This is a genomic window from Enorma massiliensis phI, assembly GCF_000311845.1.
GTDB classification, from domain to species: Bacteria; Actinomycetota; Coriobacteriia; order Coriobacteriales; family Coriobacteriaceae; genus Enorma; species Enorma massiliensis.
Map to the genome: position 1 here is coordinate 203,206 of NZ_HE978574.1, position 17,135 is coordinate 220,340.

18 protein-coding genes and 1 tRNA gene are annotated in these 17,135 nt (G+C 62.7%); 9 read left to right on the plus strand and 10 right to left on the minus strand.

The window, feature by feature from the left end:
- A partial coding sequence (locus HGEM_RS09875; protein WP_019127495.1) for a CAP domain-containing protein occupies positions 1-4,048 on the minus strand: 4,048 nt, incomplete at its 3' end.
- A 112-nt stretch (positions 4,049-4,160) separates the two neighbouring features.
- Between HGEM_RS09875 and HGEM_RS00825 the strand changes: the two genes are divergently transcribed.
- Both HGEM_RS00825 and HGEM_RS00830 read left to right on the plus strand, forming a co-directional pair.
- Positions 4,161-4,376 carry a helix-turn-helix domain-containing protein gene (locus HGEM_RS00825; protein ID WP_019127496.1) on the plus strand — a complete coding sequence of 72 codons (216 nt, stop codon included), beginning with the start codon at positions 4,161-4,163 and terminating at the stop codon, positions 4,374-4,376.
- Between the two features lie 16 nt (positions 4,377-4,392).
- Positions 4,393-4,632 (plus strand): helix-turn-helix domain-containing protein, encoded by a 240-nt coding sequence (locus tag HGEM_RS00830; RefSeq protein WP_229254385.1) that lies wholly within the window; start codon positions 4,393-4,395, stop codon positions 4,630-4,632.
- Here the strand turns inward: HGEM_RS00830 and HGEM_RS00835 are convergent.
- The 7 genes from HGEM_RS00835 to HGEM_RS00865 all read right to left on the minus strand — a co-directional run bounded on the left by HGEM_RS00835 (position 4,629) and on the right by HGEM_RS00865 (position 7,332).
- Positions 4,629-4,859 (minus strand): hypothetical protein, encoded by a 231-nt coding sequence (locus tag HGEM_RS00835; RefSeq protein ID WP_019127498.1) that lies wholly within the window; start codon positions 4,857-4,859, stop codon positions 4,629-4,631. The two genes, HGEM_RS00830 and HGEM_RS00835, sit on opposite strands and share 4 nt — an antisense overlap.
- On the minus strand, positions 4,859-5,200 hold the full coding sequence (locus tag HGEM_RS00840) for a hypothetical protein (RefSeq protein WP_019127499.1): 342 nt from the start codon (positions 5,198-5,200) through the stop codon (positions 4,859-4,861). Before HGEM_RS00840 ends, HGEM_RS00835 begins: the two co-directional genes overlap by 1 nt.
- 184 nt (positions 5,201-5,384) lie before the next feature.
- Positions 5,385-5,801 carry a hypothetical protein gene (locus tag HGEM_RS00845; RefSeq protein WP_019127500.1) on the minus strand — a complete coding sequence of 139 codons (417 nt, stop codon included), beginning with the start codon at positions 5,799-5,801 and terminating at the stop codon, positions 5,385-5,387.
- A complete protein-coding gene (locus tag HGEM_RS00850; RefSeq protein WP_019127501.1) occupies positions 5,801-6,130 on the minus strand; it encodes a hypothetical protein in 330 nt (109 codons plus the stop codon). Before HGEM_RS00850 ends, HGEM_RS00845 begins: the two co-directional genes overlap by 1 nt.
- Positions 6,127-6,504, minus strand: coding sequence for a hypothetical protein (locus HGEM_RS00855; RefSeq protein ID WP_019127502.1), 378 nt, complete (start codon positions 6,502-6,504; stop codon positions 6,127-6,129). The genes HGEM_RS00850 and HGEM_RS00855 overlap by 4 nt, the downstream gene beginning before the upstream one ends.
- 2 nt (positions 6,505-6,506) lie before the next feature.
- Positions 6,507-6,833 (minus strand): hypothetical protein, encoded by a 327-nt coding sequence (locus HGEM_RS00860; protein ID WP_019127503.1) that lies wholly within the window; start codon positions 6,831-6,833, stop codon positions 6,507-6,509.
- A 154-nt stretch (positions 6,834-6,987) separates the two neighbouring features.
- Positions 6,988-7,332: a single-stranded DNA-binding protein gene (locus tag HGEM_RS00865; protein ID WP_019127504.1), complete on the minus strand. Its 345-nt coding sequence runs from the start codon at positions 7,330-7,332 to the stop codon at positions 6,988-6,990.
- 304 nt (positions 7,333-7,636) lie between these two features.
- Here HGEM_RS00865 and HGEM_RS00870 point away from each other — a divergent pair, with 304 nt between their 5' ends.
- Both HGEM_RS00870 and HGEM_RS00875 read left to right on the plus strand, forming a co-directional pair.
- Positions 7,637-7,990 (plus strand): hypothetical protein, encoded by a 354-nt coding sequence (locus HGEM_RS00870; protein ID WP_019127505.1) that lies wholly within the window; start codon positions 7,637-7,639, stop codon positions 7,988-7,990.
- Between the two features lie 58 nt (positions 7,991-8,048).
- Positions 8,049-8,702, plus strand: a complete 654-nt coding sequence (locus tag HGEM_RS00875) for a hypothetical protein (protein WP_019127506.1) — start codon at positions 8,049-8,051, stop codon at positions 8,700-8,702.
- Positions 8,703-9,585: 883 nt separating this feature from the next.
- Here HGEM_RS00875 and HGEM_RS00880 read toward each other — a convergent pair.
- Positions 9,586-9,662, minus strand: a tRNA-Met gene (locus tag HGEM_RS00880).
- 502 nt (positions 9,663-10,164) lie between these two features.
- Between HGEM_RS00880 and glmS the strand changes: the two genes are divergently transcribed.
- Positions 10,165-12,051: a glutamine--fructose-6-phosphate transaminase (isomerizing) gene (glmS, locus tag HGEM_RS00885; protein ID WP_019127507.1), complete on the plus strand. Its 1,887-nt coding sequence runs from the start codon at positions 10,165-10,167 to the stop codon at positions 12,049-12,051.
- A gap of 117 nt (positions 12,052-12,168) precedes the next feature.
- Here glmS and HGEM_RS00890 read toward each other — a convergent pair whose 3' ends face one another.
- A complete protein-coding gene (locus HGEM_RS00890) occupies positions 12,169-13,053 on the minus strand; it encodes a LysR family transcriptional regulator (RefSeq protein ID WP_019127508.1) in 885 nt (294 codons plus the stop codon).
- 116 nt (positions 13,054-13,169) lie between these two features.
- Between HGEM_RS00890 and HGEM_RS00895 the strand changes: the two genes are divergently transcribed.
- From HGEM_RS00895 to HGEM_RS00910, 4 genes are all read left to right on the plus strand, one after another.
- Positions 13,170-14,225 carry a YeiH family protein gene (locus tag HGEM_RS00895; RefSeq protein ID WP_019127509.1) on the plus strand — a complete coding sequence of 352 codons (1,056 nt, stop codon included), beginning with the start codon at positions 13,170-13,172 and terminating at the stop codon, positions 14,223-14,225.
- A 238-nt stretch (positions 14,226-14,463) separates the two neighbouring features.
- The gene (locus HGEM_RS00900) at positions 14,464-15,513 is read left to right on the plus strand and encodes a helix-turn-helix transcriptional regulator (RefSeq protein ID WP_019127510.1); all 1,050 of its coding nucleotides are present in this window, start codon (positions 14,464-14,466) and stop codon (positions 15,511-15,513) included.
- 197 nt (positions 15,514-15,710) lie between these two features.
- Positions 15,711-16,016: a hypothetical protein gene (locus HGEM_RS00905; RefSeq protein ID WP_019127511.1), complete on the plus strand. Its 306-nt coding sequence runs from the start codon at positions 15,711-15,713 to the stop codon at positions 16,014-16,016.
- A 543-nt stretch (positions 16,017-16,559) separates the two neighbouring features.
- Complete coding sequence (locus HGEM_RS00910; RefSeq protein WP_019127512.1) at positions 16,560-17,069, plus strand: MarR family winged helix-turn-helix transcriptional regulator; 510 nt, start codon at positions 16,560-16,562, stop codon at positions 17,067-17,069.
- The last annotated feature ends 66 nt before the right edge of the window (positions 17,070-17,135 follow it).

Sequence of the window (17,135 nt, forward strand, 5' to 3'; positions counted from 1 at the left end):
CGGCCGCTCCCGCGAGCGCGATGCCCGCGGCCATGGCGGCGGCCGGGTCGCCGGTCTGCGGCAGGCCGGACTTCCCGTTAGACCCGGCGGTCTCCATCGAGGCCTGCTGCTTGGTGCCGTTGCCGTCGTTGTCGTTCACGACGCCGGTGCCCTGGTCGTCATCGGCAGCGGGCTTATCCCAGCCCATCTGCTTGGCCAGGCGGTCGTAGGCGTCCTGCGCCATGGCGAGGTCGGCGAGCTTCTCGGCGAGCTCCTGCTCGGTCACGCCGGCGCGCTCGGAGGCCTCCTCGTAGGCGGCACGGGCGGCGTCGAGCTCGCCCGCGGCCTTGTCGAGGGCGTCCTTCTTCGCCTGATAGGCGTTGTGCGCCTCGGCTGCGGTCTTGGCGACCGCGGGGCTCGCGGTCGCGACCTTGAGGCCGTTTACCACGATGTCCTCGGCCGTCTGCTGGGCGAGCACGGCCTTCCAGGCGGAAGCGAGCTCGGTCTGCTCAGCGATGGTCGCCTCGAGCTCCTTGATGGACTGCTGGAGCGCGGCCTGCTCGTTCTCGATGCGCTCGACCTCGGCGTCGGCTGCGGCCTTGTCGGCCGCGGCCTTGTCGTAGGCCTGCTGCATCTCGTCGCGGGCGTCGGTGAGGCGGTCGAGCTCCGCCTGCGCGTCGGCGAGCTTGGCCTCGGCCGCGGCGAGGGTCTCTGAGGTTGCGGTCGCGTCGCCGTTGGCCGTGGCGAGCGCGGCCTGCGCGTCCGCGAGGTCGTCCTGCGCGCCCTTGAGCTCGCCCTCAAGCTCAGCGATGGCCTCGTCGAGCTCGCCGATGGCGCCCTCGGCGTCGGCGAGGTTCTTCTCGGCCGTCGCGGCGTTCGCCTTCGCGGCCTCGTAGGCGTCGTGGGTCTCGGTGATCTGTGCGTACTGGTCGCGCACCGCCTCCGCGTCGTCGCGGGCGGCGTCGACGGCGTCCTGGAGCGAGCCGAGGGCGGCCTGCTTCTTCTCAAGCTCGGCGTTGAGGTCGGCGATGTCGCCGTCGATGCGACCCTTGGCCTCATCGTAAGCGCTCTCAGCGTCGGTCACGGCCTGGTCGGCCGCGGCCTTGTCCGCCTCGGCCGCCTCTACCTTGGCCTGGGCGTCCTCAACGGCCTGCTGGAGGCTCTCGTCGGTCGGCTTCTCGTAAAGGTCGTCGAGCGCCTGCTGGGCGTCTGCGGTTGCCTGCTGAGCCTTGGTGTAGGCGTCCTGCTTGCCGTCGCGCACGCCTTCGGCGTCGACGATCTGACCGTTAAGCGCATTGAGCTGGGCGCGGAGCTTCGCGAGCTCGTCTGCGATGTCGGACGCGTCGCCCTCGCCGGGGAGACCCTCGCGCATGGCCTTCTCAATAAGGGCGCGATAGTCGTCGACGGAGTAGAGGGTCTGATCCCAGGGGACCTTCGAGGAGGAGCCGGTGCCGTCGGTGATTGCGTTCTGGAAGCCGTAGACCTGACCCTTGGCGCCGTTGCGCAGTCCCCCGTCAACGCCGGTGTTTACGGCAGCACCGGTGACGGTGTAGGCGGACGACATCAGGTTGATGTAGTGGCCGACGCGACCGTAGATGGCCTGCATCTCAGGGTCGCTGCGGTGCTGGGAGTAGAACTGGTAGGTGTTGGCGGCAGCGGGCACGGTGCCGTAGGTCTCCTGGCAGAAGTTCTCCCAGAGGGTCTTCTCGGCGTACCATGCGTTGACTGCACCTTCGGTGGTGTAGCCGCCGCCGGCGAGGTTCTCGGCGACGTTCATGCCGTTTGGCATCTTGTGCTCGTACTTCGGGATCACGCTTTGGACGTGGCCGAGCGAGGTCTGCGCGGCAGACCAGTTGGTCTGGAGGATCGAGACGACCATCATCAGGTTGGAGACCTTGAGCTCGGGGAGCCCGGCCTCGGCACGCAGCTCGTTCGCCGCGTCGATGATGTCGAGCGAGGCGAGCACGTTGGCGAGCGAGGACGCATCGTTGGGGTTCGACGTGTCGGTGAAGTCCTGGATGATGTGACCGTCGGCGTCGACGTTGATCTTGTAGTTCGCGCCGCCGTTGACACCGGTGAGGAGCTTCTCCTCGCACATGGTGCCGAGGAGGTCACCATAGGAGTAGAGCCGGTTCACGCGGATGTACTCGAGGAAGTCACCCATGTCGTTGACCATCTTGGTCGTGCCCTGGTCGATTTGATCCTCGAGCTCGGCGATGCGCTTTTCGAGCGCGGCCTTCTGCTCGTTGAGGTTGCTGACCTTCTTGGCAGCCTCGTCATAGGCCGTCTTGGCCTCGGACTCGGCGCTCTGGGCGGCAGTGAGCTCGCCGCTCAGGCGGTCGTGCTCCTTCTGCCATGCGGCCTGGGCGTCACCGAGGTCGGCGAGCGCGTCCTCGGCGGCCTTGAGCTCGTCGTTGGCGGTAGCAAGAGCCTTGTCTGCCTCGGTCTGGTTGGCCTTGGCCTCGGTCACGGCGTCCTCGTAGCCACTAAGCTCGTCCTCGAGCGCGTCGATCTCGCCGGGGATGGCCTCGATGCGGGCATTGGCGGCATCGAGCTTATCTTGGGCAGTCTTGACTGCGGTCTCGGCGTCGGCGATGGCTGCATCGGCCTCGGCCTTGGCCTCATCGCCCGCGTTCGCGACGGCGTCGTCGTAGGCGGCCTGCTCGGTCGCGAGCGCGGCCTCAGCGTCCGTCGCAGCCTGCTTACCTGCGGCGAGGTTGGCCTCGGCGGTTCCGACGGCGTTCTCAGCGTCGGCGAGCTTGCCTTGGGCGGCGCTGACGGCGCCCTTGGCGGAGCTGAGCGCGGCCTGCGCGGAGTTGTTCTGGTCCTGCGCGGTTGCGAGTGCGGACTCGGCGGCGGTAAGCGCGGAGCGGTCGACCGTGGAGGGGTCCTCGGCCTCGGCGCATGCGGCGTCGTAGGCGGCCTTAGCACTGTCGTAGGTGGCCTGCGCGGACGCGAGGTTCGCCGCGGCGTTGTCGGCCGCGGACTGCGCGCCCGGAAGGGCGGCGTTGGCAGCGTCGAGCTCGCCCTGGGCGGAAGTCACAAGGGCGTTGGCGTTAGCCACGGCCTGCTCGAGGCCGGCGATGGCGCCCTGCTTGGTCGCGAGGTCGGACTCAGCGGCGTTGAGCTTGTCCTTGGCAGTGGCGAGGATGTCGCCCTTGATGGCCTCGACGGCGGAGGTGTAGTTGGCGCGGGCGTCCTCGAGCTCGGCGTTAGCCGCGTCGACGGCGCTCTTGAGGCCGGGCAGGGACTCTTCGAGGCTCGTCTTCTCGCCAGTCTTGTCGGCGATCTCGCCGGAGATGCGGTCGACCTTATCCTGGGCGGCGTCCACGGCGTTCTCAGCGTCCTGCTGCGTCTTGAGTGCGTCGTCGTAGGCCTGCTTGGCCGTCTCGTAGTCACCCTGGAGCTCGTCGATGTTCGAGGAGTCCAGGAACTTGTCGAGGGCGGCCTGCGCCTCCTCGAGCTTCTCGTTGGCCTTATCAAGGGCGGTCTGCTTGTCGGCGGCGTCCTGCTCTGCGTCCTCGAGGTCGCCGGTGAGGCCGTCGAGCTCGTCCTGGGCGGCGTCGCGGTCGGCCTGCGCCTTCTCGGCAGCCTCTTGGGCGGCCGTGAGCTGGTCGACGAGGAGCTTTGCCTGGGTCTCGAGCGCGAAGATGGCGTCGGAGTCGGCGGTGTTATAGGTGTTCTCGGCGTTAGTAACGGCGTTGCCGGCGCTGGTCTTAGCGCCCTGCGCCTCGGTGTTGGTGGCGTCGGCGGCATTAGCTGCGGCCTGCACCTCGGCGAGGAGCGCCTTGGCCTCATCGAGGGTCATCTTGACCTCGCCGTTGGCGGCGGCGATGAGGCGTTGGGTAGCCTCGGAGTAGTTCGTCTCGGCGATGAGGCGGTGGATCTCGTCGGACGCGGCAGTGGTGCCGTCGGCGGCGCCTGCGGCGATGGCCGCAGCGGGCGCGAGCGCGCTCGGAGCGACCATGGCACCGACAAGGCCGGCAGTGATGACGGGCTTTGCAGAGAAAATAGGCAGCTTCATCTTCTCACGTTCTTTCATGTGCTTTGGTTGGTACTTGCGCTTCATGGCACTCCTTCGACGTCGGGCTCCCCCGTATTGTGTTCAGGTGGTTAACGATTAAGAACCATGGTTAATAATAACAAACCAAGGTCGCATTACAAGCAATTACGCTCGTGAAATGGACAAGACGGAGCGCCGAGAGCGGCTAGGAAACAACATCAAAAAGAGGCGAATCGCTGCGGGCCTCACCATGCGCCAGTTCGCGGACATGGCGGGGACCTCCCACACCTACCTTTGGCAGGTGGAGACGGGGCGCGTCGGCATCGGGTTCGACATGCTCTGCAAGTTCGCCGACGCCCTCGGCATCGAGGTTCGCGAGCTCATCGACTTTTAATTGCTTGACCCTTCGCGTGGCGAGTCCTAACCTCAACCGCATGGACAACAGCACGAGAAGACGACTCCTCGGCCGGAGGATCAGGGCCCTGCGCGTGGAGGCCGGGCTCACCCAGCGCGAGCTCGCACTCATGGCCGGGACGAGCCAGTCGCACCTGTGGAACATCGAGAGGGGCTCGGTGAACATCAGCTTCGACCTCATCTGCCGCATCGCGGAGGCGCTGGACGCCCCCGCGCGCGACCTCTTCGACTTCTAGGCCTCCTCCCCGGCATCGTCTCGAACGGCCTCATCGAGCTCCATGGCGATGCTCGCCGCGTTCGCTATCCCCGCCACGTAGCCGCGCAGCCACGCGACGTCGCGGGTGCCGCCGTCGTCTGGCGACGAGACGGCGGCGAGCTCGTCGAGCAGGGCGGACACCAGCAACCCGTATCCGATCGGCCTCCCCGGCTGAAGTTCCTGCGCGCTGATGCTTGAGTCGACCATTAGAGTAACCCCTCCTCATCTGCCTCGGTGTAGTATGCGTACTCGGGATAGAAGCCCGGGTCGTCGTACGCCTCCTCGATTTCGCCGACCGTCATGCGCGCCACCTCGCCCCAGGCGTACTGGCCGTTGCCGGCGAGCATCCACGCCTTGGGCCACCATGCCGGGTACCTCGACCAGACCTCGTCCCAGTCGGACTCGCTCATATAATCGGCGCAGTCGTTCAGCCGGTAGACGCCCTCGTAGGGCTGGAAGCGCTCGCGTATCCTGCCGCGCAACTCCGAGCTCACCTCCTCGATCGCCTCGAGGGCGGCCTCGCCAATCGGCACCATGACTCCGTCCATCCGCTGCTCCCTTCTCTCGAATCCGCTCTTGCCGGATGCAAGCGCGCTTGCTTCCGGCTTGATTGCCGGATCGCCGGAGGGCGCGGGGCGTCAACGGCCTTCGGGATGCTTTCGTGTGCCGGGCATGACATCGTTGATGCCCGCTGCAACGTCGACGGCACATGACGGGCGGTGGCTCCATCGCCTAGAGCGTGCATATCTCCCACGCCGCGGGCATCCGGTCGTGCACGCCGCACTCGGCGTTCTCGAGCGCCTGCACCATGCGCTCGACGCACTCGCAGAGCTCGTGCGCGACGTAGAGGGCGCGCAGGTCGACGCTCGCCTTCGTCCACGTCGGTAGGCTGACGCCGAGGTCGGGTTCGATGCACGTCGCGTTCCACGATGCGGCGTAGTCCTCGATGTTGATGTACGCATCCGACCAATACCGCATGAGCAGGGCGAGCCGCAGGTCATCTCGGTCGCCGTGCCGGTCGTAGCGGCGCTTCGCGATGCGGTAGGCGCGGTTCATGATCTGCACGCCGTGCTCGGATGTGCGGGACGTGAAGTCAAAGCCGGAGAAGTCCAGCGTGCGAATCTCTGAGCTGGTGTTTTCAGTATCCATTAGGGTAGTCCTTCCTCGTCAACTTCGATATAAAACGCGTACTCGGGCTCGAACCCCGGGTCGGCGTACGCGGCCTCGATCTGCTCGACGGACATGGCGCTCACCTGCGCGGATGTGTGCCGACCGTTGTCTGCGAGCAGCCACGCATGCATCCACCAGAGCGGATATGCCGCCCAGGTGTTGAGCCAGTCTTCCTCGGCGACGTACTCCCCGAAGTCGTTGATTCGGTACACCCCCTCGAACGGCTCGAACCGGTCGCGCACGCAGGCGCGCAGCTCGTCGGTCACGGCGAGGATCTGGTCCATGGTCGCGGTTCCGATGGCGTTCATGAGGCACTCCTCTCATGCGTGCAGACGATGCGTTTGACGAGCTGAGCAGCTTGGAAGCACGCGCGCGCCTGCACGTCGAGCCATTCCTCCTGCGCGTTCGGGCGGCGCTGGCCGTTTCTCGTTTTCCGCAGCTCGGACGGCGTGCACAGGCGCTCGGCGATGTCGGCGTCGTAGATCAGGGCGCACCCGCCCCATGAGTAGTCGTGCCACGACGGCGCGCCATTGAGCAGCGTCTTCTCGATGGTCTTGGGGTAGAGCTCCTCTTCGGGTTCCAGCTCGTCGAGCATGCTCTCGGCGTAGGCGACCACACCTCGCTCCCACGCCGAGCGGGTACGCTGGTTGGCGAGGGCTTCGACGATGGTGCTGACCAGCATCGTTAGGCCTCCTTCGCGATGAGCTTGGGGGCGAGCTGGACGATGTACGCGCGCTGACCGAAGTTGCCGTAGCTCGTGTCGCCGATGATGGTCGCGTAGCCCTGCTCGATGAGGGCGTCGAGGTAGACGCGCCGGTCATAGGGCACGAACGCGCAGCCCTCGGGCAGAGCGTCGTCGAGGTTGACCGTGAGGTCGTACCACGGCTCCTCCTCGGCGAGGTCGTACAGCATCACCGCAGGTCGGTCGCCCATGACGTAGCGGTCGAGCACGGGCGTGAGGGTCGGCGCGTCGGGCACGTTGATGCGGATAGAGGTCACGGTGAGGGACATGGTTGGCTCCTTTCGGGCGGGGACACGGGTCGTGGGTTCACCCGTGGCCCCGCGCGCACGTGCGGGGCCTGCTAATGAGAGGTGCGGAAAAAGAAAGCCTGCGAGCCGGGTGCGGCTCGCGGGTACGATGGTCGGACGGGACGCTGAGCTGCGGTTACGCCGTCTGCTCGGCCGTGCGGGCGCGCCAGTCAATCTCCTCGACGACGACCTCGACCTTGGAGCGGCGGACACCGTTGCGACCCTCGTAGGAGGACTGACGGAGGCGTCCCTGCACCGAGACGTAGGTGCCCTTCACGAGGTGCTGGGCGAGGGCGTTCGCGCGGCGGCCGAAGAGCACGAGGTCGATGTAGTTCGGGCGGTCGGCGTAGGTGCCGTCTTCCTGACGGGCGCGCTCGTTGACGGCGACGGTGGCGCTGAGCACCGGGGTGCCCGACTTGGTGGCCCTGAGCTCGGCGTTTGCAGTGAGGTTGCCGGAGATGGCGGCGGTGTTAATCGACATAGTGGTTCCTTCCTGCTGGGATTGAGGCCTGACGCAAAAGAAACCGTGGCTCGAGACGATAGTCGCGGGCCTTGAATGAGGGCGCGTTGAACAAGAACGATCAAACCATGTACGTATAATGTCGCGATTATGTACCGTGTGCAAAACTCAAACAAACTATTTCTATAACCTTTACGGTATTTGTACACACTATATAGTCGATGTTAAGTTAAACGATAGAAAACTATATAGTGACTGTATAGTAGACCGGCTTTTTGGTAAAATGATACACAACAGGGAGATCTCTCGTGGAAGGGGTCGCCGAATGACCAAACACCCCAACAGCAAGCACGCGCCGACCGTGTCGGTCGTCAACCAGAAGGACAGCGTCGGCAAGTCGTTCATCGTCACGAACAGCCGCGCGGACGACCAGCAGAAGCTCGAGGGGTCGCAGAGCGAATATGTGCCGTTCATGTTGTCCATCACGCCCGAGGACAAGGCGCGCGTCAAGGCGTGGGCACGCGAGGATCGCGTGCGCATGGCGGCGGTCATCCGCAGGCTCATCGAGCAGGAGGCCGTCATGCGCGACATCGCGGAGCGCGACGGCATCACCTCGGCCGACGTGTTCAAGCGCATGGTTGAGCGCGACGAGCGGGCGTGGAAGCGCCGGAAGAAGTAAGCAGCGTGCTGAGCAGCACAAACGAGCTATAACCGCGCCACATACGAGAGGAGCAACCATGAAGGACTACGTGCCCATGCTCGCGAAGTCGAAGGTCAAGGAGCTCGGGTTCTCCGATAAGCTCATCGACGAGCTGCTGCCCGAGCCCGTGCTGAGGCCCAACCCGCATCACGTCAGCGGCCCTCCGATGAGCCTGTGGAAGGAGGCCGACGTCGAGCAGGCTATGGAGACAGAGGTGTTCAAGGCGCACATCGCGAAGCGCAACGCGATGCGCGAGAAGCGCCAGGCCGCTGCGAAGAAGGCCGTCGAGACGAAGCGGAAGAACCTGCTCGAACATGTGCGCTCCATCATCCCCGAGATCGAGGTTGACGATGACTGGACGGAGGAGGAGCTTCTCGAGGCGGGGCGTCAAAGCAAGCACGATTACGAGGTCTTCGTGCTCGGTCACTACGGTGATACGTCGTTCCTCTGCACCGACCCGCGCACGTTGCAGCGCTGGGCCGTGAACTTCGTGCGGCACAGGCTCACGCGCTACGAGGTCGAGTTGGACGACATGGCCGGCAAGACCGGGTGCTCCGAGGCGCACAACCTCTATCACGACGCGGTGAACCAGAAGATCGCGGAGACCTACCCCTTCCTCAGGAAAGAGTGCCGCAGGCAGCGGTGCACCGTGTCAGATCCCGAGCTCATTCGGGAGTATTACATGAAGTAGGACGCGAAGAAGTAGCTTTAGCGACCACAGGCTGATGAAGAGCGCCCGCTTCCGGTACACGCCGGGGCGGGCGTTTTTTTCGTCGCGACCCACACCCTTTCGGGCACACAGAAGAAAAAGCGAAGCCGCACCGCGCAGCCGGGGCCGCGCGCCCGGCCTGCTCTGCACACTTCAGTGTTCAAGGTGTGTAAAGTGTACACGGAAACGTTTTAGGCTATCTACCTGCGGAAACAGTGGTTTTAACATGGTTTATAAGCATGTCTCAAAAAATAGGGTGTACCTAAAGGTGTACAGCTATTTCCGCAGGTAAAACTACATATAACAGCTCTCAAGTACACTTTACACACCTTGTGAGATATTAAAGGGAAGTTTTTGTTCCCGAGGCGGGGCATTCGCTTCTTCTTGGTGGTCTCTAGGGGTTGGCGGGGTGAAGCGCCTATATTAAAGAATCGCCCGAAGGGTGTGCAAGGTGTACACGACCGTTCTTTTCGGTGTTTTACCTGCAAAAATACCCAACACACCCGGAGTGTACACGGCGCTCTCAGGGTGTGCAGGGTGTACCGGAGGGTGTACACAGGTGTGCGAGCATACCCTCGCGTGCGCGTGTGTCAAGGTGCCCCGCTCCCGGTTACACACCTTGAATACCCACCTGCCGCGGAACGCGAAGACGGCGGCGGCTGCCCAGTCTGCGGACATGTCGCGCGCGACGCCGAAGCCGAGGCGTAGGGCCGCTCCCATGTGCGCCCGAACCGTTCAATCTGGATGTGCGAAAAACAGGGGTACCGAACGTGCGTTTGGTACCCCTGATGTACATACAAACGTACATACAACTTTGGTTTAAGAAGAAAAAAGCTCGGAGTTTTTAGGCTCCGAGCTGGACTTTTGGTCGCGGGGGCAGGATTTGAACCTACGACCTCCGGGTTATGAGCCCGGCGAGCTACCAGACTGCTCCACCCCGCAATGCCTGGTGCACCTCTGGTGCAAGAAGATATATTACGATGTGAGGTCTTTCAATTCAAGCAGAATCTTAATTGTGTATGCATTTCCACATTTCAGGGAGTTTCGGCATGCGACGACCAGGTCGGTAGAAGATTGGCCGGTCGGCGTCGCATATGAGTCGGCGTCGCTGGGTGTGTTCGCTGCTGCAAACATGGAGTTACACGGGGCCAAGATTTACCCAACGCCGCCGCGAGGCAGTTTATTCACCCCTCCACAGTTTAGGAGATTGTCTGGTATTGATGTTTACATACCACAGGGGCCAATCCGGGCACCGCTCGGCTGTTACAATGTGCCATCAGTGGGAAAAGGCTAGTCTTGCGGCGGTGCGCGCCTGGGCGGGCCGATGGCCATAGCTTTGCGGGTGAACGCGCCGCGTGCGTCTGGCCACGACCTGTGGTGCGCCGATTTCTGCGACGGCATCTTCCGCCTCATACGGTAATCATCGTTGCAAAGGAGCGCCCCCATGTGTGGAATCGTTGGCTACACCGGTTTCAGCCAAGCGAAAAACGTACTCATCGATGGCCTTAAACGGCTCGAATATCGCGGCTACGACTCGGCGGGCATCGCCCTCGAGCGGCAGTCTGCCTCCGCCACGGAGCTCGACGTGCACCGTCGCGTTGGGAAGGTGGCCGGGCTTGAGTCCGAGCTCGAGCATGTCGACACCGCGTCGACCTGCGGCATCGGTCATACTCGTTGGGCAACGCACGGTCGCCCGAGCGTTGCGAACGCGCACCCGCACACGAGCTGCGACGGTAGGATCGCTGTCGTGCACAACGGTATCATCGAGAACTTCGCAGAGCTGCGCGAGGAACTTGAACGTCGCGGTCATCGCTTCACGAGCGATACCGACACCGAGGTTTTCGCCCATCTTATCGAGGAGGCTTACGAGGGCCGTCCCGCAGACCCAGCAACGGGCGAGCCCGCCCAGCCTGGCTCGCACGACCTTATGGCTGCGGTGCGCGAGGCGACAACGCATGTGGTGGGCGCGTACGGCCTCGCCGCGCTGTGCGCCGACGAGCCCGGCGTCATCGCTGTGGCTCGCAAGGACAGCCCCATCATCATCGGGCGCGGCGAGGACGGCAGCTACGTTGCCTCGGATGTCATCGCGGTCATCGACGCGACGCGCGATGTCGTGGTGCTCGAGGACGGCCAGTTCGCTCGCCTCACGCCGGAAGGAATCACCTACACCGATGCCGAGGGCACGGCGATCGAGCCGGCCATCACGCACATCGACTGGGATATCGACATGGCCGAAAAGGGCGGCTACCCCGATTTCATGCTCAAAGAGATTCACGAGCAGCCCCGCGTGGTGCGCGACACGCTGGTGGGCCGCATGATCGGCGGAGAGCTGGATATCGACGAGCTCGGCCTTACCTACGAAGAGCTCAACCTTGTCGACCGCGTGTACGTGATCGCATGCGGCACGAGCTACCATGCGGGCCTCATCGCTAAAAACCTCATCGAGATGTGGGCGCGAATCCCGTGCGAAGTGGAGGCGGCGAGCGAGTTCCGCTACCGCAACCCCATCATCACGCCCTCGACGCTGGTCGTTGCGGTGAGCCAGTCTGGCGAGACGGCCGACACGCTGGCGGCCATCCGCGACGCCCGCATCAAGGGGGCCAAGGTGTTCGGCATCACCAATGTTGTGGGAAGCCCTGTGGCGCGCGAGAGCGACGGCGTCATCTACACCAAGGCCAATAAAGAGATCGCGGTGGCGTCTACCAAGAGCTTCATTGGCCAAGTGGTTTCCCTCACGCTGCTTTCCCTGCTACTTGCGCAGGTAAAGGGCAAGCTCACGACGGGCCAGGTCCGCATGCTCTTCCGCGAGCTGGGCGACACGGCCGAGCAGATCCAATGGATTTTCGATACGCAGGCCGAGGCGGTCCATGAGGCGGCGCTTGCCTGCAAGGACGCCCACTCCGCGCTGTTCGTGGGACGCGGCATGGGTGCGGCCATCGCGCACGAGGGCGCGCTCAAGCTCAAAGAGATCAGCTACCTGCACGCCGAGGCGTATGCTGCAGGGGAGATGAAGCACGGTCCCATCGCGCTTATCGACCCTGGTTTCCCCGTGATCGCGGTGACCACCAAGAGTCCCACCTACGATAAAACCGTGTCGAACCTCAAGGAATGCGAGGCACGCGGGGCAAAGATTATCGTTGTGGCTACCGAGGGCGACGAGGACATCAAGCACATTGCCGATCATGTGATCTACATTCCGCCGGTGCGCGATGCGTTTTGCCCCATTACGGCGACGGTGCCGCTCCAGCTCCTGGCGCGTGAGGTTGCCATCATGCGCGACTGCGATGTTGACCAGCCTCGCAACCTTGCCAAGAGCGTGACAGTGGAGTAGGGCTCAATGCAAGCCTGGCGATTGCCTAGCTCCTGATGCAGCATGGCGTTTGCGCGGCCCCTGGATGGACTCATCCGGGGGCCGTTTTGGGCCTCGTGCCTAAAACGTTTTGATACATCAGGGCAAATCGCTGCGCCATTCATCAAGCAGCGCACGGTAGGATTCGGCGTAGGTGCTGCCCTGTTGCCAGATAAGCGTGAAATCATGGTGCGCGGCGCAGTCGGCTGGCGTTAGGTCTACCAGCTCACCTCGGGAAAGCTCCTCGCTTACGGCTACGCGGTAAATGAACGTGATGCCCCGGCCCGCGCGAACGAACTCTTTGATAACGGGGATGCTTGCGACCTCGATAACCGCAGCGAAGTCACCGAGCTCAAGCCCTTGCGCCGCTAGCATGCGTTCCAAGATTTCGCGTGTTCCCGAGCCTTTTTCGCGCACGATAATCGGGTGCGCGAGAAGGTCGGAGAGGGCGTGCGCGCTCTGGGCCTTGCGCGGAGAGGCTACCGCGACGTACGGTTCCGTGGAAAGCACGGAGCCGTCGAAGGAGCTGCGGTCGTACGGTCCCTCCACAAGCGCGAGGTCGAGCTCGCCCATTTCGAGCGAGGTGAGCAGATCGCGGGTATTTGCGCTCCTAAGATGCACGGTCTGCTCGGGATGGCGCTGCGCATGCTTGGCGAGCAGACGGGGCGCGACGTAGTCGGCGATGGTGCGGGTGCATCCTAGGCGAAGCGGAGCGGCCGTGGCGCTATCGAGCCGACGAAGCTCGTCGATGATACGCGCTTCGTCGTTTGCCATAACGGAAAGCCGCCGGTAGAGAAGGTCTCCTGCAGGCGTGGAATGAATGGCGCGCCCGCGCGTCTCGAAGAGGCTGCAGCCAACCCGGGCTTCCAGCTGCTTGATGTGCTGCGAGACCGCGGGCTGCGTGATATGGAGCTCCTCCGCGGCGCGCGTGAAGCTCCGCAGGCGGTAGGCAATGATGAAGGTGTGCGCGCGGTAATCGAGCATGGCCGGTCCTAAGCATAAAAAATTCTTATATATAAATAATTATAACGATAGAAATAATTATATATAGCTCATCTACCATGATGGCCGAACGTACATGCCAGATTGAAGGGGAGCGTATGGATTTGGTCAAGGATGCGAGGCATATTTGGAAGGGCCTTCTGTTTTGCCTGGTTATTGCGGTGCCGGCATGGCTGCTGGGCAAGCAGTTCGAGGTGATTGGCGGGCCGGTGTTCGCAATCCTCATAGGCATGGTGCTGGCGCTCGTTGTGCCCGGTTCGTCGGCAGCCCCGCTCGAGGCGGGCGTGAAGTTTACCTCGAAGAAGATTCTCCAATATGCGGTGATCCTTTTGGGCTTTGGCCTTAACCTGGCCCAGATTGCACAGGTCGGCGCCACGTCGCTCCCCATCATCGTGAGCACTATTGCCACCTCGCTCATTATTTCCTTCGTGCTTTGCCGAGCGCTTCGCATCCCGAGCAAGATCTCGACGCTCGTGGGCGTAGGCTCCTCCATTTGCGGGGGCTCTGCTATCGCAGCCACCGCTCCGGTTATCGACGCGGACGACGAGGAGATTGCGCAGGCTATTAGCGTGATTTTCTTGTTCAACGTGATCGCGGCGCTCGTGTTCCCCACGCTCGGCGGCATGCTCGGCCTTTCGAACGAAGGGTTCGGCCTCTTCGCGGGCACGGCAGTAAACGACACTTCGTCGGTGACGGCTGCCGCGGCGGCATGGGATGGCATGCATCCCGGCGCCAACACGCTCGATTCCGCCACGATCGTCAAGCTTACGCGCACGCTCGCTATCATCCCCATCACGCTGGTGCTTGCGTTTTGGCAGGTGCGGAAGGCCAAGCGCGCTGCCGCCGAGGGCCGTACCGAGGACGCGCAGGCTGCGGGCAGCTTCGATCTTAAGAAGATCTTCCCGTTCTTCATCCTGTTCTTTGTGCTGGCAAGCATTATCACCACGGTGTTCGCGCTGCCCGCCGCGGTTACCGCGCCTATCAAGGAGCTGAGTAAGTTCTTTATCGTCATGGCCATGGCGGCGATCGGTTTCAACACGAACATCGTCAAGCTCGTTCGCACAGGCGGCAAACCCATCTTCATGGGGGCCTGCTGCTGGGTGGGCATCGCCGCGGTGAGCTTGGGCATGCAGCATCTTCTTGGTATCTGGTAAGGGCGCGCATAGCCCGGCGAAGACAAACCGTCAGCCTTACAGCGAAATGCTGCCTGACCTGCGAAAAGCAACTGGAAGGCGCCTTGCGGTTGCCTAAAATTTCAAAAAATGCAGCCCTCTGGTTGGTAGAATAGGGGCCAACGCACCCGTACTCTGATGGTGCCGGCAACGTATCAGCCGCTCCGTCGCATCCGGTCGCCCCTGGCCTGCGCGCGGAGCCACAACGAGAGGCACCACCATGGGTTTCCGCGAAAATCTTCAACACCTCCGCGCCACGCGCAACATGACGCAAGAGCAGCTCGCCATGTTGCTGGGAGTTTCACGCCAAAGTGTGACCAAGTGGGAGGCCGCGAAAAGCTATCCAGAGATGGACAAGCTGCTTAAGATATGCCAGATCTTCGAATGCAGCTTGGATGATCTTGTAACGGGCGATGTGGCCGCTCTCGCGGGCAACGCGAGCTCGGTGAACGGGACGCAGGTGCCCGTTCCCGACGGGCCTCCGCAAGATATCTGCGGCTACGACGAGCACCAGCGCATGATGGCGTTCAAAGTTCCTACGGGCGTCGCCGCGATCCTTGTCATGTGCGGCATCGCGTTTCTCTTTGAGGGGAGCTTCTCCTTCATGGGCGGCGACGCCGACACGCTCATGATCGTGCTCATCTTGCTGGGCGTGCTCGTTGGCTTGGCGTTTGCCGTGCCCGCAGGCATGGAGCATGCGGCGTTCATGAAGGCGCATCCCTATATCGAGGATTTCTATACGGAGGACGACCGTGCCTCCGCTCGGCGCGACCTGTCACGCGCAATCGTCGCCGGGATTGCGGCCATCTTTGTGGGCGTGGCGTGCATCATGGTATTCGGCGAGCATCGCGATACCGAACGCCAGGGCCTCTGCCTGCTCATGTTGTTCGTCGCACTGGGTGTTTGGCTTATCGTGCGGTACGGCATGCTTCTCGGCCGTATGAACATCGCCGAATACAACAAGAGCGCGGCGGAAGAGCTTGAGATGGAAGACATCGTGAACGCTCAGGTAGAAGACGAGATCCGCGATGCCATGATCGCTCATAAGCGGTCCAACAAGAAGCTCGGCGCCATCTGCGGGGCCATCATGATTGCTGCGACGATTATTGGACTTGCCCTGCTCTTCATACCGGTGTTCTCCGCAGCCGATCCTTCAGATTTCGACCCGGTTGGCACGTCCGCCATGTGGTTTTGGGTGGCGTGGCCTGTGGGCGGCATGATTTGCGGAATCGTTGCAGTGCTGATGGAGGGCTTCTCTCGCGAGAAGTAGACGGGCTAGCGCAGCGCGCGTGCCCTCTGGAGCGAATTGCCCCAACTTATGGAGATGATGCATAGAGCGCCCGTCCACCCCGTATGCCAGACCGCCCACCAGATTGTATGCATGAGAAGCCCTTACGACGGGTTTACTAAAAACAGACGGTTTTATCGGCCTGGCGCCCGGGAGGCGCCCGAAGCAAGGAGGATATCATGGGGCTCAAAGCTGAGGAGGCGCTCGACTTCGACTTCGAAGGGTTCCTTGGATACCTGCGCTCGAAGACCCGCGTATTCATGGATGTTGATGGTGACCAGTACTACATCACCCACACCGACGGATACTGGCGTGTGCAGGATTGTTCCAAGTTGAACGATAAGGGCCGTTTTACCGATTGCTCCGAGCTCGTGGCTACCATGCCGGAGATTATCGAGCTCCCGTGGCGCGATGGGAAAAGCATCCACGATTTGTTCCCTGGCGCAACATTCTATGAGTCGATTCAAGAAGGTTGGGAGAAATAGTAGCTGGTAATGCTGACTATTCGGCTCGCGGCATCGCAGGAAGGCAGGCCGCAGAGCCACCCCGCTATGAGCCGCCGACGCATACCCCGAGCGTCGGCGGCTCTTTTGGTTTGAGGGTTGGACATGGCGCAAATTTGGCTAAAGATTGCCAACCTGGGGAGTTATTAAAAACTCCAAGTCGTGTATCGTTGACTTTAATCCGAAATCGGACTAAAATTCCGTGCATTGTGAACGATGGGCTTCACGTTGGGCGGCCGGGCCTGCGGGCTGCAGGCCGGCGGACGCACGGCTGCTTGGAGAGGAGCGAGCATGCCTGCCTACGGCTTTCGGGCATGAGGCCGCTTCCGATCTGCGGCGGGCTCCGGGAAGTTGCCGAGCTGCTGCTTCCGGGCCGGCGCGGCACCCCCGCGTGGAGCGGAACGAGCATGCCCGCCCACAGCTTTCGGGCTTGCGAGCGCATACTCGCGTGCGGAACGGAGCATGTCCAGCCCGACGCCCGAAGGTTCGTAGACGTACGGAAAACAGCGAGAGGAGGCTTGTGCCATGGGAGATAGCCAGCATGTTAGCAAGCAGAGCCTTGCCGCGAGCTTGTCCGGCGTGGAGACGACTCCGCTTGCGCTCGACCTGCTCTACAACGAAGTCGACAAGCTCTACCATGCATATGCGCGCGGTTGCGGGCTCTCGGATTGCGCCTATTGGATGCTCTACGATATCGAGCGCGCTGGCGGAGAGCTGCCGCTTGCCCGGCTCACAGAGTCGTGGTCGTATAGCAAGCAGACCATCAATTCGGCCCTTAAGGTGCTGCAGGAGCGTGGCCTCATAGCGCTGACGTTCATGGAAGGCAGCCGCAAGAGTAAGCTGGCGGCCTTCACCGAAGAGGGGCGCGCGTTTTCTGCCGAGCGCATCGTTCCCGCCATTCGCGCGGAGGAGCGTGCGTTCTCGTCGCTGACCGAGCAGGAGCGTTCCTTGCTGGTGCAGTTGGTGCGTCGCTATATCGATGCGCTTGAGCAGCAGATCTTGGCGTGCACGCCAGAAGCCTGCGTTCCCACCTAGCGCCATGCACTCCTAGGGCGCGCAGACGCCACGATGCGGATGCATTTCAAGCGTCCGTTCCTTCTT